This window comes from Pseudoflavonifractor sp. 524-17 (genome assembly GCF_009935845.1).
Taxonomy (GTDB): Bacteria; Bacillota; Clostridia; order Oscillospirales; family Oscillospiraceae; genus Pseudoflavonifractor_A.
The window spans coordinates 1-23,011 of sequence record NZ_QWEK01000027.1; the positions used below are offsets into that span (position 1 = coordinate 1).

At 62.0% G+C, this 23,011-nt stretch carries 14 protein-coding genes and 1 pseudogene; 14 read left to right on the plus strand and 1 reads right to left on the minus strand.

Features of this window, described 5'->3' with window-relative positions; all coding sequences use genetic code 11:
* Nucleotides 1-564 precede the first annotated feature (564 nt).
* The 10 genes and pseudogenes from D1159_RS10950 (at nt 565) to D1159_RS10995 (ending at nt 12,514) form a co-directional block, all read left to right on the plus strand.
* Nucleotides 565-2,364, plus strand: a complete 1,800-nt coding sequence (locus D1159_RS10950; protein ID WP_161845699.1) for a reverse transcriptase domain-containing protein — start codon at nt 565-567, stop codon at nt 2,362-2,364.
* A 119-nt stretch (nt 2,365-2,483) separates the two neighbouring features.
* Nucleotides 2,484-3,959 (plus strand): annotated as a pseudogene (locus tag D1159_RS10955) (conjugal transfer protein TraE); the annotation flags it as partial.
* 15 nt (nt 3,960-3,974) lie between these two features.
* The gene (locus D1159_RS10960; RefSeq protein WP_161845700.1) at nt 3,975-4,772 is read left to right on the plus strand and encodes a DUF6674 family protein; all 798 of its coding nucleotides are present in this window, start codon (nt 3,975-3,977) and stop codon (nt 4,770-4,772) included.
* Nucleotides 4,769-7,477, plus strand: a complete 2,709-nt coding sequence (locus tag D1159_RS10965) for a M23 family metallopeptidase (RefSeq protein ID WP_161845701.1) — start codon at nt 4,769-4,771, stop codon at nt 7,475-7,477. The genes D1159_RS10960 and D1159_RS10965 overlap by 4 nt, the downstream gene beginning before the upstream one ends.
* Before the next feature lie 29 nt (nt 7,478-7,506).
* A complete protein-coding gene (locus D1159_RS10970) occupies nt 7,507-8,415 on the plus strand; it encodes a radical SAM protein (protein ID WP_161845702.1) in 909 nt (302 codons plus the stop codon).
* A complete protein-coding gene (locus D1159_RS10975) occupies nt 8,408-8,647 on the plus strand; it encodes a DUF4315 family protein (RefSeq protein WP_161845703.1) in 240 nt (79 codons plus the stop codon). Before D1159_RS10970 ends, D1159_RS10975 begins: the two co-directional genes overlap by 8 nt.
* Nucleotides 8,648-8,651: 4 nt before the next feature.
* A complete protein-coding gene (locus D1159_RS10980; RefSeq protein WP_161845704.1) occupies nt 8,652-9,746 on the plus strand; it encodes a DUF4366 domain-containing protein in 1,095 nt (364 codons plus the stop codon).
* Nucleotides 9,743-9,943: a hypothetical protein gene (locus D1159_RS10985; protein WP_161845705.1), complete on the plus strand. Its 201-nt coding sequence runs from the start codon at nt 9,743-9,745 to the stop codon at nt 9,941-9,943. The genes D1159_RS10980 and D1159_RS10985 overlap by 4 nt, the downstream gene beginning before the upstream one ends.
* A complete protein-coding gene (locus tag D1159_RS10990; RefSeq protein ID WP_347563680.1) occupies nt 9,924-12,146 on the plus strand; it encodes a DNA topoisomerase in 2,223 nt (740 codons plus the stop codon). The genes D1159_RS10985 and D1159_RS10990 overlap by 20 nt, the downstream gene beginning before the upstream one ends.
* Entirely contained in the window at nt 12,143-12,514 is a 372-nt protein-coding gene (locus D1159_RS10995; RefSeq protein ID WP_161845707.1) for a helix-turn-helix transcriptional regulator, read from the plus strand. Before D1159_RS10990 ends, D1159_RS10995 begins: the two co-directional genes overlap by 4 nt.
* 181 nt (nt 12,515-12,695) lie before the next feature.
* Here the strand turns inward: D1159_RS10995 and D1159_RS19205 are convergent, their stop codons facing one another.
* Nucleotides 12,696-13,379 (minus strand): hypothetical protein, encoded by a 684-nt coding sequence (locus D1159_RS19205; protein WP_202621041.1) that lies wholly within the window; start codon nt 13,377-13,379, stop codon nt 12,696-12,698.
* 109 nt (nt 13,380-13,488) lie between these two features.
* On the opposite strand from D1159_RS19205, the gene D1159_RS19210 reads away from it, so the two are divergent.
* From D1159_RS19210 to D1159_RS11010, 4 genes are all read left to right on the plus strand, one after another.
* Nucleotides 13,489-13,851 (plus strand): TnpV protein, encoded by a 363-nt coding sequence (locus D1159_RS19210; RefSeq protein ID WP_202621043.1) that lies wholly within the window; start codon nt 13,489-13,491, stop codon nt 13,849-13,851.
* 2,021 nt (nt 13,852-15,872) lie between these two features.
* The gene (locus D1159_RS19215) at nt 15,873-21,704 is read left to right on the plus strand and encodes an N-6 DNA methylase (RefSeq protein WP_243152251.1); all 5,832 of its coding nucleotides are present in this window, start codon (nt 15,873-15,875) and stop codon (nt 21,702-21,704) included.
* Nucleotides 21,701-22,039, plus strand: a complete 339-nt coding sequence (gene mobC / locus D1159_RS11005; protein WP_161845709.1) for a plasmid mobilization relaxosome protein MobC — start codon at nt 21,701-21,703, stop codon at nt 22,037-22,039. The genes D1159_RS19215 and mobC overlap by 4 nt, the downstream gene beginning before the upstream one ends.
* Nucleotides 22,040-22,066: 27 nt before the next feature.
* Nucleotides 22,067-23,008: a toprim domain-containing protein gene (locus D1159_RS11010; protein ID WP_347563678.1), complete on the plus strand. Its 942-nt coding sequence runs from the start codon at nt 22,067-22,069 to the stop codon at nt 23,006-23,008.
* Nucleotides 23,009-23,011 lie beyond the last annotated feature (3 nt).

Sequence of the window (23,011 nt, forward strand, 5' to 3'; positions counted from 1 at the left end):
GGAAGTGCGCCCAGATAGGGCATTGTGTGAAGTAGCGTAAGGTACTACCCCGTAAGATAACACGGGAAACAATCTGCCTAACCGAAAGGCGAAAGCTGACACGGGAACATAGCACGGCAGTAAAGCGGTAAGTCACCTAAAGGCATTTTGGTGCGACTGAACCGCAATGTTAAGCGGATATGAGGTTTAAGTTGGGTTTACTGATACGTGAGTTTCTAATTCCTGTTATTGTCAGGTAGAGGAAAATGTCTGAAACCTCTGGCATGAGAACGGTTGATTATGTTCCTCAATCAATCGGTTATCGGCAATCTCATGCAATCTGTAGGAGAACCTATGGCAAGGAAACGAAAGCGAAACCGACAATCCGCATTTACCTACACACAATGCTAACTGGGGATACCCTAAACAGGAGCGCCGTCAGAGCGGCTATGGTTATAGAGCCTGAAAATCCTGCATGGGTACGGAGCGTTCGTAGTAGTCCGAGGACGGTAATGCCGTCTACATGGCGAAGGGACGCAGTTGTTGTGTACTAAAATAAAAGTTGATTAGGGAGGAAAGCCTCAAATGCAACCAACAACCGAAATTTTAGCAAGAATCAGTAAAAACTCACTTGCAAACAAAGAGGAAATCTTTACAAAACTGTATCGTTACTTGTTGCGTCCTGACCTCTATTTTACAGCGTATAACCACCTGTACGCCAATAATGGAGCGGCAACGAAAGGAGCAAACAATGATACGGCTGATGGGTTCAGCGAAGCTAAAATTGCAAAAATCATAAAATCGCTGTCTGATGAAACCTATCAGCCGACGCCGGTAAGACGAACCTACATCTCCAAAAAAAGTGACCCTAAGAAGAAGCGTCCGTTGGGAATACCCACATTTACGGATAAGCTGGTGCAGGAAGCCCTGAGAATGGTGCTGGAAGCGGTGTATGAACCTGTTTTCCTAAAAGTATCGCATGGTTTTCGCCCCAAAAGAAGCTGTCACACGGCTCTGACATCACTCAAAAAGGAATTTAACGGCACACGTTGGTTTGTGGAGGGCGACATTAAAGGTTGCTTTGACACGATAGACCACGCGGCTCTCGTAGGTTTTGTAAACAATAAAATCAAGGACGCCCGGATTATCAAGCTGATTTACAAGTTTCTGAAAGCGGGATATTTAGAGGATTGGCAGTACCATAAAACATACAGCGGAACGCCGCAAGGCGGTATTATTTCACCACTGTTAGCCAACATCTACCTGCATGAATTGGATAAATATGTGATGAAGCTGAAATCTGAATTTGATACGCCCAGCGAGGAAAAAATCACACCTGAATACCGTGAATTGCACAATGAAATCAAAAGGCTCTCCTACCACATGAAGAAGTTAGACGGCATGGAAAAAGAGAAGCTGCTTGCAGAATACCAATTAAAGCGCAAGCAACTGATGACGATTCCGTGTACTTCACAGACCGACAAGAAACTAAAATATGTTCGGTATGCAGACGACTTTATCATAGGTGTAAAAGGGAGCCGTGAGGACTGCCAGTGGATTAAGAGCAAACTTGCCGAGTATATCGGTCAAACGCTGAAAATGGAATTAAGCGAAGAAAAGACGCTCATCACCCACAGCAGCGAATGTGCAAGATTTTTAGGTTATGACGTGTGTGTACGAAGGAGTGGAAAAATAAAACGCGGCGGCCCAGGCAACGCAAAAAAGCGTACATTAAATAACCACACAGAACTGCTTGTACCGTTTGATGATAAAATCCACAAATTTATCTTCTCAAAGGGAATCGCGATACAGAAAGGTGACGGGACACTATTTCCCGTACATCGAAACTATTTGTTACGGCTCACAGATTTAGAAATCGTCACTGTTTATAATGACGAACTGCGAGGAATATGCAACTACTACGGTATAGCGAGTAATTTCAGCAGACTGAAATACCTATCCTACCTTATGAAATTTAGCTGTCTGAAAACCCTTGCGGCGAAGCATAAAAGCAGTATTTCAAAAGTCATTGCCATGTATAAAGACGGCAAAGGCGACTGGGGCGTTCCGTATGAAACAAAAGCGGGCGCAAAACGGCGATACTTTGCGAAGTATATCGACTGTAAAGGAGCAAAGAATCCGACTGACACCATCAGCAATGCAGCTATTATTTATGGTCAGTCGGTAACTACTCTTGAAAAGCGGCTGAAAGCAAAAGTCTGCGAGCTGTGTGGCACGACGGAAAGCGACCGTTACGAAATTCACCACGTAAATAAGCTGAAAAATCTAAAGGGCAGAGAGCAGTGGGAAATCGCAATGTTAGCTAAACGCCGGAAAACGCTTGTGGTGTGTGAAAAGTGCCACCATGAGATACATAATCAGTGAGTGAATACTGACCGAACAATGACAGAGCCGTATACTCCGAGAGGGGTACGTACGGTTCCCGGAGAGGGTGGTGCAGACCTACCGCCGAAATGCGGCAAGGCGGCACTTCCCTACTCTACCAGAAAAGGGCAGTCCGGGCCGGGTACGATATGGATATTCTCCCGTCCGACCTGGCCACCTACGGCGCGGAGGCCAAGACGCTTTTGGAGGACCTGCAATCCCGGAATGAGCGGATGTTCCTCGTCACCATGTTGGTGATGAACACGGCGGAAACCCGGCAGAAGCTGGAGAACAACGTGTTCCAGGCGGCGGGTATCGCCCAGAAGTACAACTGCGCCCTGCGGCGGCTGGACTACCAGCAGGAGCAGGGGCTGATGTCCTCCCTCCCCCTGGGCCTCAACCAGATCGCCATTCAGCGGGGCCTCACCACCAGCAGCACAGCAATCTTTGTTCCCTTTACCACCCAGGAACTTTTTATGCAGGGAGAGGCCCTATACTACGGCCTGAACGCTCTTTCCAATAATCTGATTCTGGCCGACCGCAAGCGTTTGAAAAACCCCAACGGACTAATCCTCGGAACCCCCGGTTCCGGCAAATCCTTCGCCGCCAAGCGGGAGATTGCCAACGCGTTCCTCGTCACAATGGATGATATTTCCATCATTGATCCGGAGGACGAGTATTCGCCCCTGGTGCGGAGGCTGGGCGGCCAGGTGATTGACATCTCCCCCACGTCGGACCAGTACATCAACCCCATGGACCTGACCTTGAACTACTCCGAGGACGACAACCCCCTGACCCTGAAAAGCGACTTTATTTTGTCCCTCATGGAGCTGATTGTGGGGGGCAAGGCCGGTCTGGAGCCGGTGGAGAAGACGGTGATTGACCGCTGTGTCCACATGGTCTACCGGGACTATTTGCAGGACCCGAAGCCGGAGAAGATGCCGGTGCTGGGGGATCTCCACGCGCTTTTGTGCCAACAGCCGGAGCCGGAGGCCCAGCGGCTGGCCACGGCGCTGGAGATCTACGTTTCCGGCAGTCTGAACGTGTTCAACCACCGGACCAATGTGAAAATCAACAGCCGGATCGTGTGCTATGTGATTAAAAAGCTGGGCAAACAGCTCAAAAAGTTCGGGATGCAGGTGGTGCAGGACCAGGTGTGGGGCCGGGTGACGGAGAACCGGGAGGCCCGCAAGTCCACCCGGCTCTACGTGGATGAGCTGCACCTCCTCCTGCGGGAGGAGCAGACCGCCGCCTACACGGTGGAGATTTGGAAGCGGTTCCGCAAGTGGGGCGGAATCCCGACCGGAATCACACAAAACGTCAAGGATTTGCTCTCTTCCCGCGAAATCGAGAACATATTGGAGAACTCCGACTTCATTTATATGCTCAACCAGGCGGGCGGGGACCGGCAGATTCTGGCCAGGCAGCTCAACATCTCGCCCCACCAGCTCAGCTATGTGACCAACGCCAACGCCGGCGAGGGGCTTTTGTTTTACGGGAATGTGATTATCCCCTTTGTGGACCGCTTCCCCAAGGACACGGAGCTGTACCGTCTGCTCACCACCCGCCCGGAGGACTTGGCGGAACAGCAGTAAAGGAGGCGTTCACCCATGGACCCTTTGCAGAATCACGAGACCATTCAGCAGTTTATGAAGCTGCTTGAAGAACACAGCCGCCAGGGGCAGGCCCAGGATTTGTCCCTCCTGATGTTCTATATGGACGGCATGACCCGGCAGTTTGACGCGGTATTCCAGGAATTGCAGGAGGTCAAGGCCCAGCTTGCCCAGGAGAAGCAGCCCGCCGTGCAGAAACTCATGCAGGGTGTGGCCGCCAACCTGGAGCACAAAGTGGAGTGGGCGCGGGATATGCTGGCCGGTCTGCGGGAGAAGATCGCAAACTGCGCCAGGAACGCCGTAGAAACCTTCAAAGAGGCTGGCGTACCGGCGCTGGACAAAGCCGTTGCCGCGATGAATGTGAAACATAAGCTGGAATGCTTGCGGGAACACATCAGCGGCATAATCACAGACATCAGGCAGCATATCGCAGAGGTGGAGGACGCCGGCCGCGAGCTGCGGAGCGCGGCCGGTCATTGGAAGAACGCCGGACGGGCCTTAACCGGCAGGGAGACGCAGGTGGCAGACGGCGGGCAGGAGGGCCGCGTTCAGTCTGCGGTGCTGGCCCCCATGCGGACCGCCCAAACGCTGCTGTCCAGTATGAACAACGCCGCCCTCGCCGCTATCGGCGGTGTGGAACATCTGGAGCGGACGGCGCAGGCTGTGCGGGCGGCGCGGCAGGCGGAAGAGAGGCCCTCCATCCGCCGGGCGCTGGCGGAGCACAAGGCGGAGCTTGCCGCCCAGTCCGCCCCCGCGCCGGAGCAGGGCCGCAAAGCGCCGGAGGCGGCCCGATGAGCGGCAAACGGTTCCAGGCGCGGGGGAAGACCGTCCAGAAAATGGGCCGGGACGGCCTGGTGGAGCGGAACCTGGCCACCGGCGAGGAACAGCGGGTCAGCCGGCGGGCGGAAGACATTTCCTTCGGCCCGGAGCGCCCCCTGGCTCAGACTGGCGCTCCGTCCCCGCCCAAGCGGCGCAGACAGCCCCGGCCCGCATTGGATGGGGGATCGCCCGCCCCGCAGGATACGGCAAATGCGCCGGAGCGTCCGGGGGCGGTTTCTCCACCGGATGCGGCGGCACAGGCGAATCCCGCCGTGAGTTCAGACTTGCCTCATTGCGTTCCTTCCGTGGAAGTCCCGCCGCCGGAGCGGCCCGGATGTACCGGCGAAAACGGGAATACCCCACAGGAACCGCCCCGGCGGCAGAACGGGAGACGGCGTGAGCCGTCTCCCACAGCCTGCCGAAACAACCGGCAGAAGCCGCCGCCCAATTTCCCGGAGATCCAAAGCGGGGTAAAACGGCGGCGGACTGCGGCCCACGCCCCGGCGGGCCCAGTCCCGCCGGAGCCCGCAGACATCAGCATGAATTCCACCCCGCCGGATTGCGCGGCAGAGGAACGGCCGCCCGGGGGCCGCCTGCGCTTTGAACCAGAGCAGACGCAGACCGCCGCACAGCATACGCCCGCCAAGGCGGCCCGCCAACAGCGGCGGTATGAGCAGGCGGAGCGGCGTGCGTCCCAGTCCGCCCAAAGGCTGGAAAAGGCCCAGGCCCGGATACCGGTCCAGCGCCGGGTCCGTCTGGAGCGGCAGTACGACAGCGCCGCCGGGAAGGTGCGCCGCCGCCTGCGCTTTGAGCAGGAGCCCCGGCAGGCTGCGCCCGTCCCCACGCTCCTGAACCGGGCGGGCCGGGCGGTACAGGCGGCGGCGGTGGGGAAGCTCCACGGCAAGATCCGGGAGGTGGAGCGTCAGAACACGGCGGTGGAGGCCGCGCACCGGGGCGAGCTGCTGGCGGAACAGGGCGGCGGGCGGCTGCTGCATTGGCAGAAAAACCGCCGCCGCGCCGCACCCTTCCGGGCCCTGCGCCATGCGGAGCGGCAGGCGGCAGACGCGAGCTGGAACCTGGCGTGGCAGACCGCCCTCCGGGAGCACCCGGACTTACAGCGGAAACGGGTTTTTGCCAAGTGGCTCCACAAGCAGAAGCTCAAACGCCGCTATGCCCAGGCAGCCCGGGAGGCCCAAACCCGCGCCCGGCAGGCCGGACGGGCGTCCACTGCCGCCGGGAAAGCCGTTCAGGCAGCGGCGGAGTTCCTCTCCAGCCACAAGACGGCGCTTCTGGCGGCGGCGCTGGCGGCAGCGGCAGTGCTGTGCCTTGTGGCCGGCATGGCCTCCTGCACTGCCATGCTCCCCGGCGTCCAGGCCCCCCTTCTCTCCGCCGTCTATCCGGCTGATGAGGCGGATATCTGCGGCGCGGACCTGTACTATTCCGAGCTGGAGACCGATTTGCAGCTTGACATTGCCCAGACCGAATCCAATCACCCGGGCTATGACGAATACCGCTATCGCATCGGGGAGATCGGCCACAACCCCTACGAGCTCATGGGGTATCTCTCCGCCGCCTTTGGCGCGTTCACCTTGGAGCAGGTCCGGCCTGAGCTTGACCAGCTGTTTGGCGAGCAGTACGCCCTGACCCGGGAGGCCGTGGTGGAGACCCGCTATGACAGCGAGGGGAACCCCTATGACTGGCGGGTCCTGGAGACCACCCTGACCGTGCGGCCCCTGGGGGACATCATCGCCGGGCGTCTGCCCTCCGGCGAGGGGGCGGACCGCTATGAGGTCTATCTGCAAACGCTGGGCGGCAGGCAGGCGTATGGAAATCCCTTCGATTTCCCCTGGCTGGCCTGTGTGTCCAGCGGATACGGCTGGCGGGTACACCCCGTCACCGGAGAAAAGAACCTGCACCGGGGGGTGGACATCGCCGCCGCCCAGGGGACGCCCATCCGGGCCGTTCAGGATGGGCGAGTGGTCTCCGCCGGGGAGGCCGGCAGCTACGGCCTGTGCGTGGTGATTGAGGACGAAAAGGGCTATCAGTCCCGGTACGCCCACTGCGCCAGCCTGAACGTCAGCGCCGGACAGGAAGTGAAGCGCGGGGACGTGATCGCCGCGGTGGGCAGCACCGGCCAGAGCACCGGGCCCCACCTCCACCTGGAGGTCCTGCACGGCGGCGCGTACCTGAACCCCTATTACTTCGTGGACACCGGCGACGGCGGGACCGGCGGCGGTGCGATCCCCGGCGTACCGGGCGGGCCGGCCATCCCGGACTATCCCGGGGAGCCGGTAACGGATGAAACCTACGCCGCAATGCTGGCCGAAGCGCAGAAATACCTGGGGTTTCCCTACGTCTGGGGCGGAAGCAGTCCCAGTACGTCCTTCGACTGCTCCGGATTTGTCTCCTGGGTGGTCAATCACAGCGGCTGGAGCGTGGGGCGGCTGGGGGCGCAGGCCCTGTTCAACCTCTGCACCCCGGTCTCCAGAGAGAACGCCCGACCCGGGGACCTGATTTTCTTCACCAAAACCTTTTCCTGCAACACCCCGGTATCCCATGTGGGCATCTATGTGGGCAATGGCCAGATGATCCACTGCGGCGATCCCATCCAATACGCCGATATCAACAGCCGCTATTGGGTGCAGCATTTCTACTCATTTGGCCGGATGCCGGAACCTTAAATGACGATTTTAGGAGGCGTGATGGGTATTTGAACATTGGTTTGCTTGACGTGGACGGCCACAACTGGCCCAACCTGTGCCTGATGAAGCTGTCCGCGTGGCACAAGGCGCGGGGCGATTGTGTAACATGGTGGGACCCCGCCGGGCGGTATGACCGGGTGTACAAAAGCCGGGTTTTTACGGACACCTACTCCAGGGACTCCTTCGCTGTGACCAACGCCGGGGAGGTCATACAGGGCGGCACGGGCTACGGCCCCGGCCCGGACCTCCCGGACGAAGTGGAGCACAGCTATCCGGATTACAGCATCTATCCGCAGTTTTCTGACGCCGCCTACGGCTTCCTGAGCCGTGGGTGTTCCAGAAACTGCGGATTTTGCATTGTCTCCGGCAAGGAGGGGCGGCAGAGCCGCCGGGTTGCGGACCTGTCCGAGTTTTGGGACGGTCAGAAGGAGATCAAGCTGCTGGACGCCAATCTCCTGGCCTGCCCTGACCATGAAACGCTGCTGTCACAGCTTGCGCAGAGCGGTGCCTGGGTGGACTTCACCCAGGGCCTGGACATCCGCCTGATCACACCGGACAACATGGCGCTGCTGAACCGGGTGCGGACGAAAGCCGTACACTTTGCCTGGGACGATCCAACGGCGGACCTGATTCCCCGGTTCCGGCGGTTCCTGGACCTGACCAACATCAGGGACCCCAGGCGGCGGCTGGTGTACGTACTCACCAACTACAACAGCACCCACGCTCAGGACCTGTACCGGGTGACTGCCCTGCGGGACCTGGGCTTTTCCCCCTACGTGATGGTCTATGAGCGGCCCAGCGCCCCAAAGATCACCCGCCAGCTCCAGCGGTGGGTAAACAACCGGCGGATTTTCCATACGGTGAAACAGTTTGCGGACTACATACCAACTAAGACGGGAGGGAACAGCCATGCGTGAGCCGAAGGAGAAAAAGATTGACCGCTTGAAAGACGAGCTGGTACGGGCGAAAGAGAAGTCCAGCCAGTGGCAGGCCCGGGTCCGGGACCTGGAGCGGCAGATCACCGAGCAGGAGAATCTGGCGATCATCCGGGCGGTGCGGGGCGCCGCCGCCGCGCCGGAGGAACTGCGGGGCCTGTTGGACCGGATTCAGGGGGCGCAGACAAATTTGACGAATGAGGAGGAACATTGAGCCTATGAAGACAAGAACGATGGGGCGCACGGTCCGGCTGGTCCTGTGCGCACTTATGTGTATGGCGCTGGCCGTGCCCTTTGCGGGCACGGCCTTGGCGTTTACGGAGGACGGCGCGGAGCCCGCGCCCGGCCTTGCCATCCGCATCACCCCGCCCGGCGGCTGGGCAGAGGAGCGGGCGGAGGTGGAGATCTGCATCACCGATCCCGCCGGGCCGGGCCCGCAGTCGGCCCAGGTGAAGCTGGGCGGCGGGGGCTGGCAAGACCTGACCGGGGCGCTGGAGCGGACGGAGGACCGCTGGCGCTGCGTGGTGGAGCTGACGGAAAACTGCACCGTGGAGGTCCAGGCGGTGGGCTTTGACGGAAGAACCTATGAAAAATCCCAGTACATCCGCTGCTTTCCGACAGGTTCCGTCTCTGCCTCCGGCGCGGAGCCGGATGCCGGAGCGTCCGGGAGCGCAGCGCCCTCTGTCCCGCCCGGCGGCCAGGGGACGGTGATTGACAGCGCCTCCGGCGCGGCGGCGGAGAGCGGCAGGGAGTTTTTCACCATCTCCACCCCGGATGAACATGTGTTTTACCTGGTGATTGACCGGAACCGGGGGAGTGAGAACGTCTATTTTCTCAACGCGGTGACGGAATCCGACCTGCTGGCCCTGGCGGAGGAGGACGCGGGCCAGGGCGGCGGCGTGAGCGCCGTTCCGGAGCCGGAGCCGGTGTGTGCCTGCGAGGACAAGTGCGTCCCCGGCGCGGTGGAGGCGGCCTGCCCCGTCTGTATGCTGGCCTGGAAGGACTGCGCCGGTACGGCCCCCGTCCATACGGACGCGGACACCCCGCCGGAGCAGGCGGAACAGAATGGCAGCGGAGCCATGGCGCTGGTGGTGTTTGCGGTCCTGGCGGCGGGCGGGGCCGGATTTTACCTGAAAATCTATAAGCCTAGAAAGGAGCTGGCGGAGGCAGAGGACCTGGACGAGCTCACCGGAGGGCCGGAGGAGACCGTCAATGAGGATGAGGAGGAACCCGCGCCCCGGTATCCCTGTGGCGAGCCAGAAGAGCCGGATTTTCCGGAGGGCTATCACTACGAGGAGGACGGCGGCGAATGACCCGGTTCACGGACAGCCCCTATGAGCGCCTGATGCAGCAAACCCCCGCAGGTCCGGAGCGGCCCCAGGCCGCGCCGGAGCGTCCGCCCGGCCACCCCTGCCACGGCTGTCCCTATGGCCGGGACGCGCCCTGTCTGGGTATCTGCTACCGGAAATTATTAAAAAGGAGTGGTGAAAATACAATTAGTAATCGCTGAAAAACCCAGCGTGGCCCAGGCCATTGCCGGGGTGCTGGGGGCCGGCCGCCGCCGGGGCGGCTATTGGGAGGGCGGCGGCTGGCTGGTGAGCTGGTGCGTGGGCCACCTGGTGGAGCTGGCCCCGGCGGACGCCTACGATCCCCGCTACTCCAGATGGAGCTGCGGGGATCTGCCCATTGTGCCGGACCGGTGGCGCTATCAGATTCTGCCGGACACCAAGGGACGGTTTGACACCCTGGCCGCCCTGATGGCGGAGGAACAGGTGGATACCGTCATCTGCGCCACCGACGCCGGACGGGAGGGGGAGCTGATCTTCCGGCTGGTCTACCGGCTGTGCGGCTGCACGAAGCCGGTGAAGCGGCTGTGGATCTCCTCCATGGAGGAATCCGCCATCCGAAAGGGCTTTGACCATCTGGCGGACAGCCGGGCATACGACAGCCTCTACGCCGCCGCCCTCTGCCGCGCCCAGGCGGACTGGCTGGTGGGCATCAACGCCACCCGGCTGTTCACGTGCCTGTATAAAGGAAGGACGCTGAACGTGGGCCGGGTGCTCACCCCCACCCTCACGCTGCTGGTGGAGCGGGAGGCGGCCATCCAGAAATTCAAAAAGGAGAAATTCTATACTGTGGAGCTGGATACACCGGCCCTTCGGGCCGCAAGCGGGCGGTTTTCCTCTAAAACGGACGCGGAAAGGCTGCGCACAGCCTGCCTGGGCACGTCGATTGTGGTGAAGTCTGTGGAGCAGCGGGACCGGACGGAGCACCCCCCGGCGCTCTACGACCTGACCGCCCTCCAGCGGGAGGCCAACCGGCTCTTTGGGTACACCGCTCAGGAGACGCTGGACTATCTGCAAGCCCTCTATGAGAAGCGGCTGGCCACCTACCCCAGGACGGACAGCCGCTATCTGACGGAGGATATGGCGGACGGCCTGCCGGGGCTGTGTGTTGCGGCGGCGGGGGCGATGCCCTTCCTGGCGGGCCGGCCCTTCCCGGTACACGCCGCCCAGGTGGTGGACGGCGGCAAAGTCACCGACCACCACGCCATTCTCCCCACGGCGGAACTTGCCGGTACGGATCTGGCCGCCCTGCCCACCGGGGAGCGGAATATTCTCTCTCTCATCGCCGCCCGCCTGCTGTGCGCCGTGGGCGAGCCCCATATTTACGCGGAAACTGCCGTGATACTGGAGTGCGGCGGGGTATCCTTCACCGCCAAGGGCCGCACGGTCAAGGCGGAGGGCTGGAGGGAGATTGAGACGGCGTTCCGCTCCGCGCTGAAGCAAAAGACGGAGCCTTCCGCCCCCACGCTCCCGGCGCTGGCGGAGGGCCAGCGGCTGGAGGGCGCGGACGCCCTGCTGCGGGCGGGCGCAACTTCGCCCCCGGTCCGCTACACCGAGGACACCCTGCTGGCCGCCATGGAGACAGCCGGGGCGGAGGAGGCTCCTGACGATGCCGGAAACGGGGCCCCCGCGCAAGCCCAGCGAAGCGGGTTGCGTGGGGAAAAGGAGGGGCAACGGAGCGGAGCGGATGCTCGCCGTCAGGCGGGCGCAGCGGAGTGCAGTTTGCCCCGACGCGGACTTGGAACCCCAGCCACCCGCGCCGCCACCATTGAAAAGCTGGTGCGCTCCGGATTTGTGGAGCGGAGGGGGCGGCAGCTTATCCCCACGGAGCGGGGAATCGCCCTGGTCTGGGCCATGCCGGACCAGCTCAAATCCGCCAAACTGACAGCGCAGTGGGAGGAGAAGCTGGGGGCCGTGGAGCGGGGCGAACTGGCCCCGGAGGACTTTATGGCCGGGATTACCGCCATGCTCACCGGGCTGGTGGAAGCCTACCGCAACGCGGCGGTCTCCTCTGACGCCCTCGCCCAGTCCGGGCGGACGGCGGTTGGCAAATGCCCCCGCTGCGGCAAAAACGTGGTGGAGGGCAAAAAGAGCTTCTATTGCGAGAGCTATTACGACAGCGCCCCCTGCGGCTTTGCCCTGTGGAAAAACCACCGCTTTTTTACCGCCAAGCGCAAGGAGCTGACACCCGAAATCGCCGCCTCCCTGCTGAAAACAGGGCGCGCCGCTGTCACCGGCCTGTTTTCTGAGCAGAAGGGCGTGTTCTATGACGCAACAGTGGTCCTCAGCGACGATGGCGGAAAATACGTCCGTTTCAAGCTGGAGTTTGACAAGAAACCAAATCAAAATGGAGGAGATCGTACATGAAGCAGAATCAATTTTGCCGCCGCCTGAACCAGATGCTGGCCGTCAGCGGCGCGGAGCCCAAGGAGCTGGCCAGCCGGCTGGGCGTGTCTGTGTCCACAGTCAACCGCTGGCGCAATGGGAGCAGCGTGCCGGACCTGTACCAGTTCCAGGCGCTCGCCCGGTTCTTCGGGATGCCCTGCGAGTGGTTTTTGAATACCGGCGGCTTCCCCAACGCGGAAGAGCTGGCGGCGCGGCTGGGGCTGTGCGAGGACACGGTAAAGGGCCTCATGGACCTGGCGGACCGCAGGGACGAGGCGGTGTTGGACGCGCTGGACGACGCGGTATATGCCCTGGTGTCCGCCGTCAATGCCGCAGGGGATTCGGAGTAATAACCTGTATTCATACAGACAAAGCCCGGAGGGATACAGCCTGAACGCTGTGTCCCTCCGGGCCTCTTTAATATGATGAAAAAAGGAGGGTTTCATGGCAAATAAACTGCAATTTGTCTCCGAGCTGGCGGACCAGACCGCCCGCGGCGTCACCCGGAACGCGGACGGCTGGAAGCAATATTTAACCACTGCCGCCCGGCTCTATAAATATTCCTTTGACGACCAGCTCCTGATCTACGCCCAGCGGCCGGACGCCGCCGCCTGCGCCAGTATGGAGCTGTGGAACGAGACCATGCGGCGGTGGGTGAAGCCCGGGTCCAAGGGCATTGCTCTCATCAAAAAGAACGGCGGCGGACGGCCTCATCTGGAGTACGTCTTCGATGTGACCGACACCCGCCCGGTGCGGGGGGCGCGGACGCCCTACCTGTGGGAACTGACGGCGGAGAAATATGGCGCGGTTGGGGCGGCGCTGGAGCGCCGGTACGGCCCCGCAGCGGAAGCGGACTTTGGCTGGCAGCTCATGGAGCAGGCCCACCGCGTTGCGGACGGGATTTACCGGGACTATCTGACGGACCTGCGCTATGACGTGGGGGGCAGTCTGCTGGAGGAGCTGGATGAACTCAATCTGGAGGTCCGCTTCCGGAGGACGCTCACCGCCAGCGTCCAGTATGCCGTCCTCACCCGCTGCGGCCTGGACCCCGGCGAGTATCTGGAGGACGGGGACCTCTCCGGCATCGCCGAGTTCTCCACCCCCGCCGTCCTCCACCACCTGGGCGACGCCGCAGGCAGGGCTTCCATGGAGCTTTTGAACGAGATTGGCCGGGCGGTCAAAGTGTTTGACCGGGAGCGGGCCGGAACGCCGCAAAAAAATGTGGAACAGGGGCTTGCAAAACCGGCGGTGATAGAGTATACTAAAGCCAGAGAACAATTTAACACTTTAAATCGAGAAAGTACAGAAGAGAGGAGCGGACATGATGAAGGAACTGACCTACAGGCGGGCGGGGGATTACCTGATTCCGGACCTGGCGCTGGACGGAACGGAGGAGCTGGAGGAGACGCCCCTGGGCAGGTATGGCCTGCTGCGGGAGACCTTCCTAGAGGAACACCACCACGGGAGGTACACCTCCATGCTGCTGACGGGGCGGCTGTACCCCCACCTGCGGGAGATCGACCGGCAGGCTCAGGAGCAGGTGGACCAGATGGTGGCCGGGCTGATGAGGCAGAACGGGGTGGACGAGGCAATGAAAGCCCGGGATCAGATGGGGTGGGTCCAGGCGGTGAACCGCTTCACAGCCCAGGCGGAGGAGCAGGTGCTGGCGGAAATCGTCTACAAGTAAATCCGGAGGAGCAGACGGCGGGCGGACAGCCCGCCGTTTCTGCGTCTGAGGAAGAAGCGCCGCCCCCTGCGCAGCCGGACCTTGCCCTGTTTTCCCTCTTCCCCACAGTGGAGGAGCAGGTGGAGCACATCGCCCAGGTCCAGATGGAGGACCGGCGGGCTCAGGGGCAGATTTCCCTTCCCGCCGGACAAGTGCCGGAGGCGGTGGTTGGCCGCGCCCTCACCAGCGGCGGAAATGGGGCCCGCAGCATCGAGCGCATTGTGGCCTTTTTTCAAAAAAGCCCCGGCGAATTTGCCGCCTCCTCCTTCCTGAAACAGGAGTTTGGCGAGGGCGGCAAGGGGATCACCATTGCCGGACAGGATTACGCGTTGTGGTTCAATCAGGAGGGCTTCCGCATTGCGCCGGGACGCTCCGCCTTTGGAAACGGCAGTACGTTGGTGTCCTGGCGCAAAGCCGCCGGCATGGTGTCCGGCCTCCTGCAGGACGGAAGGTTCGCCGCCCAGGAGAAACTTGCCGCCGCCCGGGACAATGAGTTCCGGGAACTGGCGGAAGCCCTGTGGTATCTGCGCCGGGATTTCAGCGAGGAAGCGGAAAAGAGAGGCTTTCTCCCCGCAATCGCGGAGGGATACGCCGAACCCGGCTTTCCGGCTGGCACAACGGCGATAGAGCGGGTGCTGCGGACTCCACAGGAGCGGGAAAAACTTGTGGAGGATATGCGGATATTCAACGCCGCGTACAAGGATAATCCCGGACTGCTGCGCTTCCGGCAGGCGCGCTCCCCTGTCGTTCTTGCTTCCCGTATTGAGGATCTGAACCGGCCTGTTACGCCGTTCCAGGCCCAAGAGGGCTTCGCCCCTGTCAGGGCCAGCTTTATCACGGAGGACGAAATTGACCGGCTGATCACCGGCGGCCCCCACATTTCAGAGGCCAAGCCGCAAATCTACTCCTATTTTATCCAGGGCCACAACGCCAAAGAGTGCGCGGGCTGTTTGAAGGAGCTCTACGGCACAGGCGGTCACAGCTGTGTGGGTTACGATGAGAGGTACGATTCCAAGGGGCTCAAACTGACCCGCGAGGACGAGCTTTCCGGGTTTCAGGGCTATGATACGGTTACACTGAGCTGGAACCAGGTGGGCAAACGCGTCCGGGCGCTGATTGACCGCGGGGCCTACCTCAGCGAGGAGGAAAAGGCAGGTCTTCCGGCCTACGAAAAGCTGGTCCTGGCCCGGAAGATTTACGCGTTCCGGTTCCATCAGCCCGGCGGCCCCCGCCAGTGGGACCCGGAGGCGGCACAGCGGGACATTCTCCCCCTGCTGGACAGCCCGGAGGAGGCCGCAAAGCTGTTTGACAGGATGATGAGCGAATTTGCGCCCCTTCCGCCTGATACGCCCCACTATCGTGCCATGCAGTACGCCGTGCGGGATTTGGCGGCGTATGTGCGGGGCGAGTCCCCCCTGTTTGCCCCGCTGCCGGAGGCGGCCTTGGAGGCGGAGCGGCGGCTGAAGCAGGCGGAAAAGCAGGAGAAAGCCCCGGACAGGGCGAAGCCCCAGTCCGGGGCCGATGCGGCCCCGGAGGCCCCGGAAGGGGAACTTACCGCCGCCGCCCGCGCCCTCGCCCAAAAGATGCAGTCCGGTACGCGGGAGGACGGGGACGGCCAGTTCTCCTTTGCCCTCTCCGCCGCGCCCAGGCCGGAACCGGAACCGCCCGCGCCGGAGGTCCAGCCGTCCGTGCCGCCATCCGCTCCGGAGCCTGACGCGGAGGCCCCCGCGCCTGCGCCGTCCCAGGCCCCGGAACCTGACGCGGAGGCCCCCGCTGCGGCCCCGGCGGCAGAATATGGCGTGTTGGGCGATCACCCGACTGTCAGGGAAATCTACGCGCATTACGTGCCCATGGTTAAAGAGCTGGTGCTGGAAGATACAACGTATCGGAACGCCTGCGCCAATTCCGGCCGGGACCTGGCGGTCCTGGAGGGGAACGAGGCGATCAAGCGGGCGGTGCTGGCCATCAACGACACGGTGCTGATGAAGCAGTATTACGATCATGTTGCGTTCCACAGCCGGCTCCACCAGGAGATCATACATGAAACCTATCCCGCGCTGGCCCAGCCCCGGCCGGAGCAGGCCGCAGAGGCCGCCGGAGCGGATGAGCCGGAGCAGCCGGACGCCCCTGCCGCGGTGCAGGCCGAACCGGATCTCACCCCCAACGTGGAGGAATATCTGAATCTGAAAGCCGCCCACCCGGACAAGCTCGTTGGCGTCCAGGTGGGCGATTATCTGCTGTTCTATGGCAAGGACGCGGAGGAGGCGGCCCCCGCTATGGGAAAGGAGCTGCTGACGCGGGACATCCCCGGTCTGGGCAATGTGGCCGTCACAGGGAGCGCCGCGGCGTGGCAGGCGGCGGCGGTGAAGCTGCTGGAGCGGGGACACAGCGTGTTGCTGGCCCGGCCTGACCCGGAGCGCGGCCCGGACGCGCCCTATGAGATCCTCCATGCCATGGACGCGGGGGCGTATATCCCCCTGGGCATGGAGCTGACCATGGACGGGCGGCGCATGAAGATCGACAGCGTGGATTTCCAGGCCGGGACGGTCAGCCTGCAAGACCTGGATGTAAAGGGCTGGTTCCCCATTTTCCGCTCCGAGCCAATCTCCTCTGTGCGGGAGTGCGTCAAGGCGGAGCAGCGCAGCGAGGCGTATATCGCCGCGGACATAGCCGCCCAGCTCCGGCAGGCGGAGGAAACGCCGGCCCCGGCTCCGCCCGTGGAATACGCCGGACTGGACGGCGGTATCCTCACACCGCCGCCCGCCGAAGCGGAGACTGTCACTGAGAAGCTGCGCACCGGCCCGGAGAAGCACAATTTCCGCATTACCGACGAGAACCTGGGGGTTGGCGGCGAAAAAACAAAATATCAGTACAATGCGGCGGCCATCCGTACCTTGAAGCAGATCGAGGCGGAGGGCCGTCTTGCTACGCCCGAAGAGCAGGAAATCCTCTCCCGCTATGTGGGCTGGGGTGCGCTGGCCCCGGCCTTTGACCCCAAGAACGAGAAGTGGTCCAAGGAATACGCTGAACTGAAGGAGCTGCTGACCCCCGAGGAATATGCCTCCGCCCGGGCCACCACCGTCAACGCCCACTTTACATCCCCCGCCGTCATTCAGGCCATCTACCAGGCGGTGGAGAACATGAATTTCCAGCCGGGGACCGTGCTGGAGCCCTCCATGGGCATCGGGAACTTCTTCGGCCTGCTGCCGGAGTCCATGGCGGGGGCGAAGCTCCACGGCGTGGAGCTGGACGATCTGACCGGGCGGATCGCCAAGCAGCTCTACCAGAACGCGGACATCACCGTAGACGGCTTTGAGCGCACCGATTATCCAGACAACTACTTCGACATGGCCGTGGGCAACGTCCCATTCGGGAACTACAGCGTCCACGACCGCCGGTACGACCGGCAGAACCTTCTCATTCATGATTACTTCATCACCAAGACCCTGGACAAGGTGCGCCCCGGCGGCATCGTGGCCTTTGTCACCGCCAAGGGCACTCTGGACAAGAAGAACAGCAAGGTTCGGGTGTCCCTGGCCCAGAAAGCCGATCTGCTGGGGGCGATCCGCCTGCCCAATAACGCGTTCAAGGCCAACGCAGGCACCGAAGTCACCACGGATATCCTCTTTTTCCAGAAGCGGGACCGGGCCCCGGAGCGGCTGCCGGAGTGGGTGGAGAGCGGCCAGACGGCGGATGGTGTTCCCCTGAACCGCTATTTCCTGGATCACCCGGAGATGGTACTGGGCGAAATGTCGTTCTGGAAGAATATGTACGGAAACGAGACGGAGACGGCCTGCCTGCCCCTGGAGGGGGCGGATCTCACCCGGCAGCTTGCGGAGGCGATCCGGCACATCGAAGCGCCCAACCGGGAATTGCTGGAGCTGGCCCCGCCGGAGCGGGAGGACGGCAAAGAGACAGAGCACCTCCCAGCCGACCCCTCTGTGCGCAATTTCAGCTTCGCTCTGGCCGGCGGCAAGCTGTACTTCCGGGAAAATTCCCGCATGGACCGGGTGGAGCTGGGCAGGGTGCCTATGGAGCGTGTCAAGGGCATGATCGCCATCCGGGACAGCGCCCGGAAGCTCATCGACTTGCAGCTGAATGGAGCGAAAGACAGCGAAATCCAGGGGGAACAGGCCAATCTCAACCGGCTTTATGACCAGTTCACGAAGAAATACGGCCTGCTGAACAGCGCCGGAAACCGGCTTGCGTTCCGAAAGGACTCCTCCTATCCGCTGCTGTGCTCGCTGGAGGTTTTGGACGACAAGGGCGCTCTGGTCCGCAAGGCGGATATGTTCTCCCGGCGGACCATCCAGCACCATCAGAGCGTCACCAGTGTAGACACGGCGGCGGAGGCATTGGCCGTCTCCATTGCGGAGAGGGCCTGCGTTGACCTGGGCTTTATGGCCTCCCTCATGGACGGCCGGAGCCTGGCTGGCGGCGGGGACAAGATCCCACAGATCGTGGCGGATTTGCGGGGCGTCATCTTCAAGGCCCCCGATACCGGCCCCTTTGACCTGGAGGCCGGCGGCACAAACTGGGACAAGGGCTGGCAGACGGCGGACGAATACCTCTCTGGCGATGTGCGGAAGAAGCTGGCCGCCGCCCGCGCCGCCGCCGAATCCTACCCCGAGTTCTCCGTCAATGTGGAAAAGCTGGAGCAGGTGCAGCCCAGGGACCTGACCGCCGCCGAGATTGACATCCACATCGGTGCGCCCTGGGTGAAGCCGGCGTATTACCGGCAGTTTCTTTTTGAATTGCTGAAAACCCCATGGTCTCTCCAGAAAGGCGCGGTAGATGTGCTCTATTCCCAGGCGTCCGGCGAGTGGAACGTCAAGGGCAAGCGCGAGGACAATCGGGACAGCCCCCTCATCTGGTCCACTTACGGCACAAAATACCGCAGCGCCTACGCGCTGTTTGAGGACGCCCTGAATCTGCGGGACACCCAGATTCACAAGACGGTTTTTGTGGACGGCGAAGAAAAGCGCGTGGTGGACCAGAAAAAAACCATGATCGCCCAGCAGAAGAAGGACGCCATCTGCGAGGCGTTCCGGAACTGGATTTTCAAGGACCCGGAGCGCCGGGCCGATCTCTGCGCTGCCTACAACCGCCTGTTCAATTCCATCCGGCCCCGGGAATACAACGGGGACCACATCCGGTTTACCGGCATGAACCCGGAGTACAGCCTGGAGCCCCACCAGCGCAACGCCGTGGCCCGGATGCTCTATGGCGGGAACACGTTGCTGGCCCACTGCGTGGGGGCGGGCAAGACCTTTGAGATGATCGCCGCCGCCATGGAGGGCAAGCGCCTGGGGCTGTGCCAGAAATCCCTTTTCGTCGTGCCCAACCACCTGACCGAGCAGTGGGGCGGCGATTTTTTACGCCTGTATCCCGGCGCGAAGGTGCTGGTGGCCACCAGGGAGGACTTTCAGCGCAAAAACCGCAGGAAATTCTGCGCCCGCATTGCCACAGGAGACTATGACGCCATTGTGATCGGCCACACCCAGTTTGAAAAAATCCCCCTCTCCCCGGAGCGGCAGGCGCGGGTGATTCAGGATCAGATCAGCGAGATCATGGACGCTATCGAGGCGGCTAAGGCGCAGAAGGAAGAAAAGTGGTCTATCAAGCAGATGGAGAATACCCAGTTCAAGCTGAACGCGAAGCTGAAAAAGCTGAATGATAAGCCAAAGGATGACACTGTTACCTTTGAGGAGCTGGGAGTAGACCGGCTCTTTGTGGACGAGGCGCATTATTACAAAAACCTCTTTACCCACACAAAAATGCGCAATGTGGCCGGAATCAGCCAGACAGAGGCGCAAAAATCCAGCGATATGTTTGCCAAATGCCGCTACATGGACGAGCTGACCGGCGGGCGGGGCCTCACCTTCGCCACGGGGACGCCTATCTCCAACAGTATGGTAGAGCTGCATACCATGATGCGCTACCTGCAATTCGGCCTGCTGGAGGAGCGGGGGCTGCGGCATTTTGACGCCTGGGCGGCCTCCTTTGGGGAGAAGGTGACGGCGGTAGAGCTGAACCCGGAGGGCACGGGGTTCCGGGCAAAAACCCGGTTCGCCCGGTTTTACAATCTGCCGGAGCTCATGAGCCTCTGGCGGGAGGCGGCGGACATCCAGACGGCGGATATGCTCAACCTCCCCGTCCCGGAGGCGGAGTATATCACCATCTCCACCGAGCCCAGCGAGGCCCAGAAGGAGATGGTCCAGGAATTGGCCGCCCGGGCGGAGAAGGTCAGAAGGGGAAACGTGCAGCCCACCGTGGACAATATGCTGAAAATTACCTCGGACGGCCGCAAGCTGGCCCTGGATCAGCGCATCGCCAATCCCCTCCTGCCGGACGACCCAGGCAGCAAGGTCAATGCCTGCGTGGAAAATGTGTTCCGCATCTGGCAGGAGAGCGCCGGAGCGCGGTCGGCACAGCTCATTTTCTCCGATCTGTCCACGCCCAAGGGCAAAGCGGAGAAAAAATCTAAAAAAGACAAGGAGGATGATACAGAACAGGAGCCGGAGGATGAGGTGGACGCGGAGACCCTCCGGTTGGAGACCAGCGTGTATGCGGACATCCGGGACAAGCTCATCGCCAGGGGCGTCCCTCCAGAGGAGATCGCCTTTATCCACCAGGCCAACACCGAGGCGCAGAAAGACGAGCTTTTTGCAAAAGTCCGGGAGGGGAAGGTGCGGATTCTGCTGGGCAGCACCCAGAAAATGGGGGCTGGCACAAACTGCCAGACCAGGCTCATTGCCTCCCATGATCTCGACTGCCCCTGGCGGCCCGCCGATTTGGAGCAGCGGGCGGGGCGGATTGTCCGGCGGGGGAACGAGAACAAGCAGGTGAAAATCTTTCGCTACGTCACCAAGGGGACCTTTGACGCCTACACCTGGGGATTGGTGGAGAATAAGCAGAAGTTTATCGGCCAGGTGATGACCTCGAAGAGCCCCGCCCGGTCCATTGAGGACGTGGACGCCGCCGCCCTCTCCTACGCCGAGGTCAAGATGATCGCCACCGGCGACCCGAGAATCAAGGAGAAGCTGGACCTGGATATCCAGGTGGCCAAGCTGAAGGTGCTGAAATCCAACCATATGGCCCAGCAGTATGAGCTGGAGGACATGGTGGTCAAGCACTATCCCCAGAAGATAGCGGAGGCTGAGCTGTTCCTCCGGGCCCTGACGGAGGACCGTGGCATCCGGGATATGCACCCGGTCAAGGAGGACGCCTTTTCCATCACGATTCTGGGCCAGATTTACACCGAGCGCAAGGCCGCCGGGCTGGCGCTGGTGGACGCCTGCAAGACCATAACCGGCCCGGAACATCCCCTGGACCTGGGCCAGTACCGGGGCTTTCCCATGCGGCTGCATTTTAACGGCTTCAAGTTTAGAGTGACGCTGAAACAGAATCTGACCTACACGGCGGAGCTGTCTGACGATATTGTGGGCAACATCAGCCGCATCCACAACGCCCTGGAGCGGATTCCCAAAAGCCTGGAGGAGCAGAAGCAGCGGCTGGAGACCCTCCAGCGGGATCTGGAGGCGGCGAAGGAGGAGGCCGGCCAGCCCTTCCCCCAGGAGGCGGAGCTGGAGGCCAAGTCCGCCCGGCTGTCTCAGCTGAACATTGAGCTGGACAGCGATGGCCGGGGCGGCGCACCCGATCTGGAGGATAAGGAAGAGGAACAGGTGGAGCCCGGCACACCGGAGCCCCAGGGCGGGAAACCGTCCATCCGGGCGGCGATACGTTCCTATGTCCCGCCCGCCCCAGCAAGTCCCGGCACAGAAAAAAGCCACCAGAGGGAGGCGGCGCTGTGAGGAAGAACGAGGGCCGGACGGTGGGCCTGTTTACCAAGGTCTCACCCGCGGAAAAGGCGGTCATTGATCAAAAAATGGCCCTCCTGGGGACCATGAACCTGCGGGCCTATTTGAGGAAAATGGCGGTGGACGGATATGTGGTCCAGCTGGATCTGTCCAGCGTAGCGGAGCTGGTGAAGCTCCTGCGGTCCGTCTCCAGCAATGTGAATCAGATCGCCCGGCGGTGCAATGAGACCCGGAACCTCTACGCCCAGGACGTGGAGGACCTGCGGCGGGGTTACACAGAGGTCTGGCAGGGCATCACGAATCTGCTGAAAAAGTTTGAATCGCTGTGATATAGGGGGTGAATTTCGATTCCAGGCGTGACAAAAGAGCAGATTGCAAAGGCCAAGGAGTGGGATCTGCTGTCCTATCTCCAAACCTACGAGCCCCAGGAGCTGAAGCAGTGCGGCCCCCGGGAATACTGCACCCGGACCCACGACAGCCTGAAAATCTCCAACGGGAAATGGTGCTGGAACAGCCGGGGCATCGGGGGGCGGACGGCGCTGGACTACCTGATCAAAGTCCGGGGGATGGACTTTGTGGACGCGGTGGAGGCCCTGTGCGGCTCCCGCGCCCCGCCGCCCCCGGAGCGGCCCAGGCCAAAGCCTCCAAAACCGTTTCAGCTCCCGGAGGCCACCCGGTTTCCTGCCGCCGTGGTGGCCTACTTGCAGGACCGGGGCATCCACCCGGAGCTGATCGGCGCGTGTCTCCAGGCTGGGACGCTCTATGAGAGCCGGAAGCATCAGAATTGTGTGTTCGTTGGGAAGGACCCGGAGGGCCGCGCCCGGTCCGCCTGCCTCCGGGGGACCCGGGACCGGTTCCGGCTGGACGTGGAGGGCAGCGACAAGCGGTATCACTTCGCCCTGCTGGCCGCCGGCCCGGACTGCCCCCGGCTGGCTGCGGCGGAGAGCCCCATTGACGCCCTCTCCCTGGCCACGCTGGTGAAGCTGGCCGGGGGCGAGTGGTGGGACAGCCACTACCTCTCCCTGGGCGGGACCACGCCCCGCGCCCTGCTCCAATTTCTCTACGATCATCCCCATGTTACCCAGGTCAGCCTATGTTTGGACAACGATAAGGCGGGGCTGGAGGGCATGGAGCGCCTGGAGCGGGCGATCCGGGAAGATGCGGAATTGTCCCGGCGGGTGAGGCTGATTTACCGCAACCCGCCTCCGGTAAAGCATGGGAAGGATTATAACGAATTTCTCTGTGCCTGTGTCCAGGCGGCGCGGGCGCGGCAGCGGCAAAGGGAAGGGGCGAGATAACCG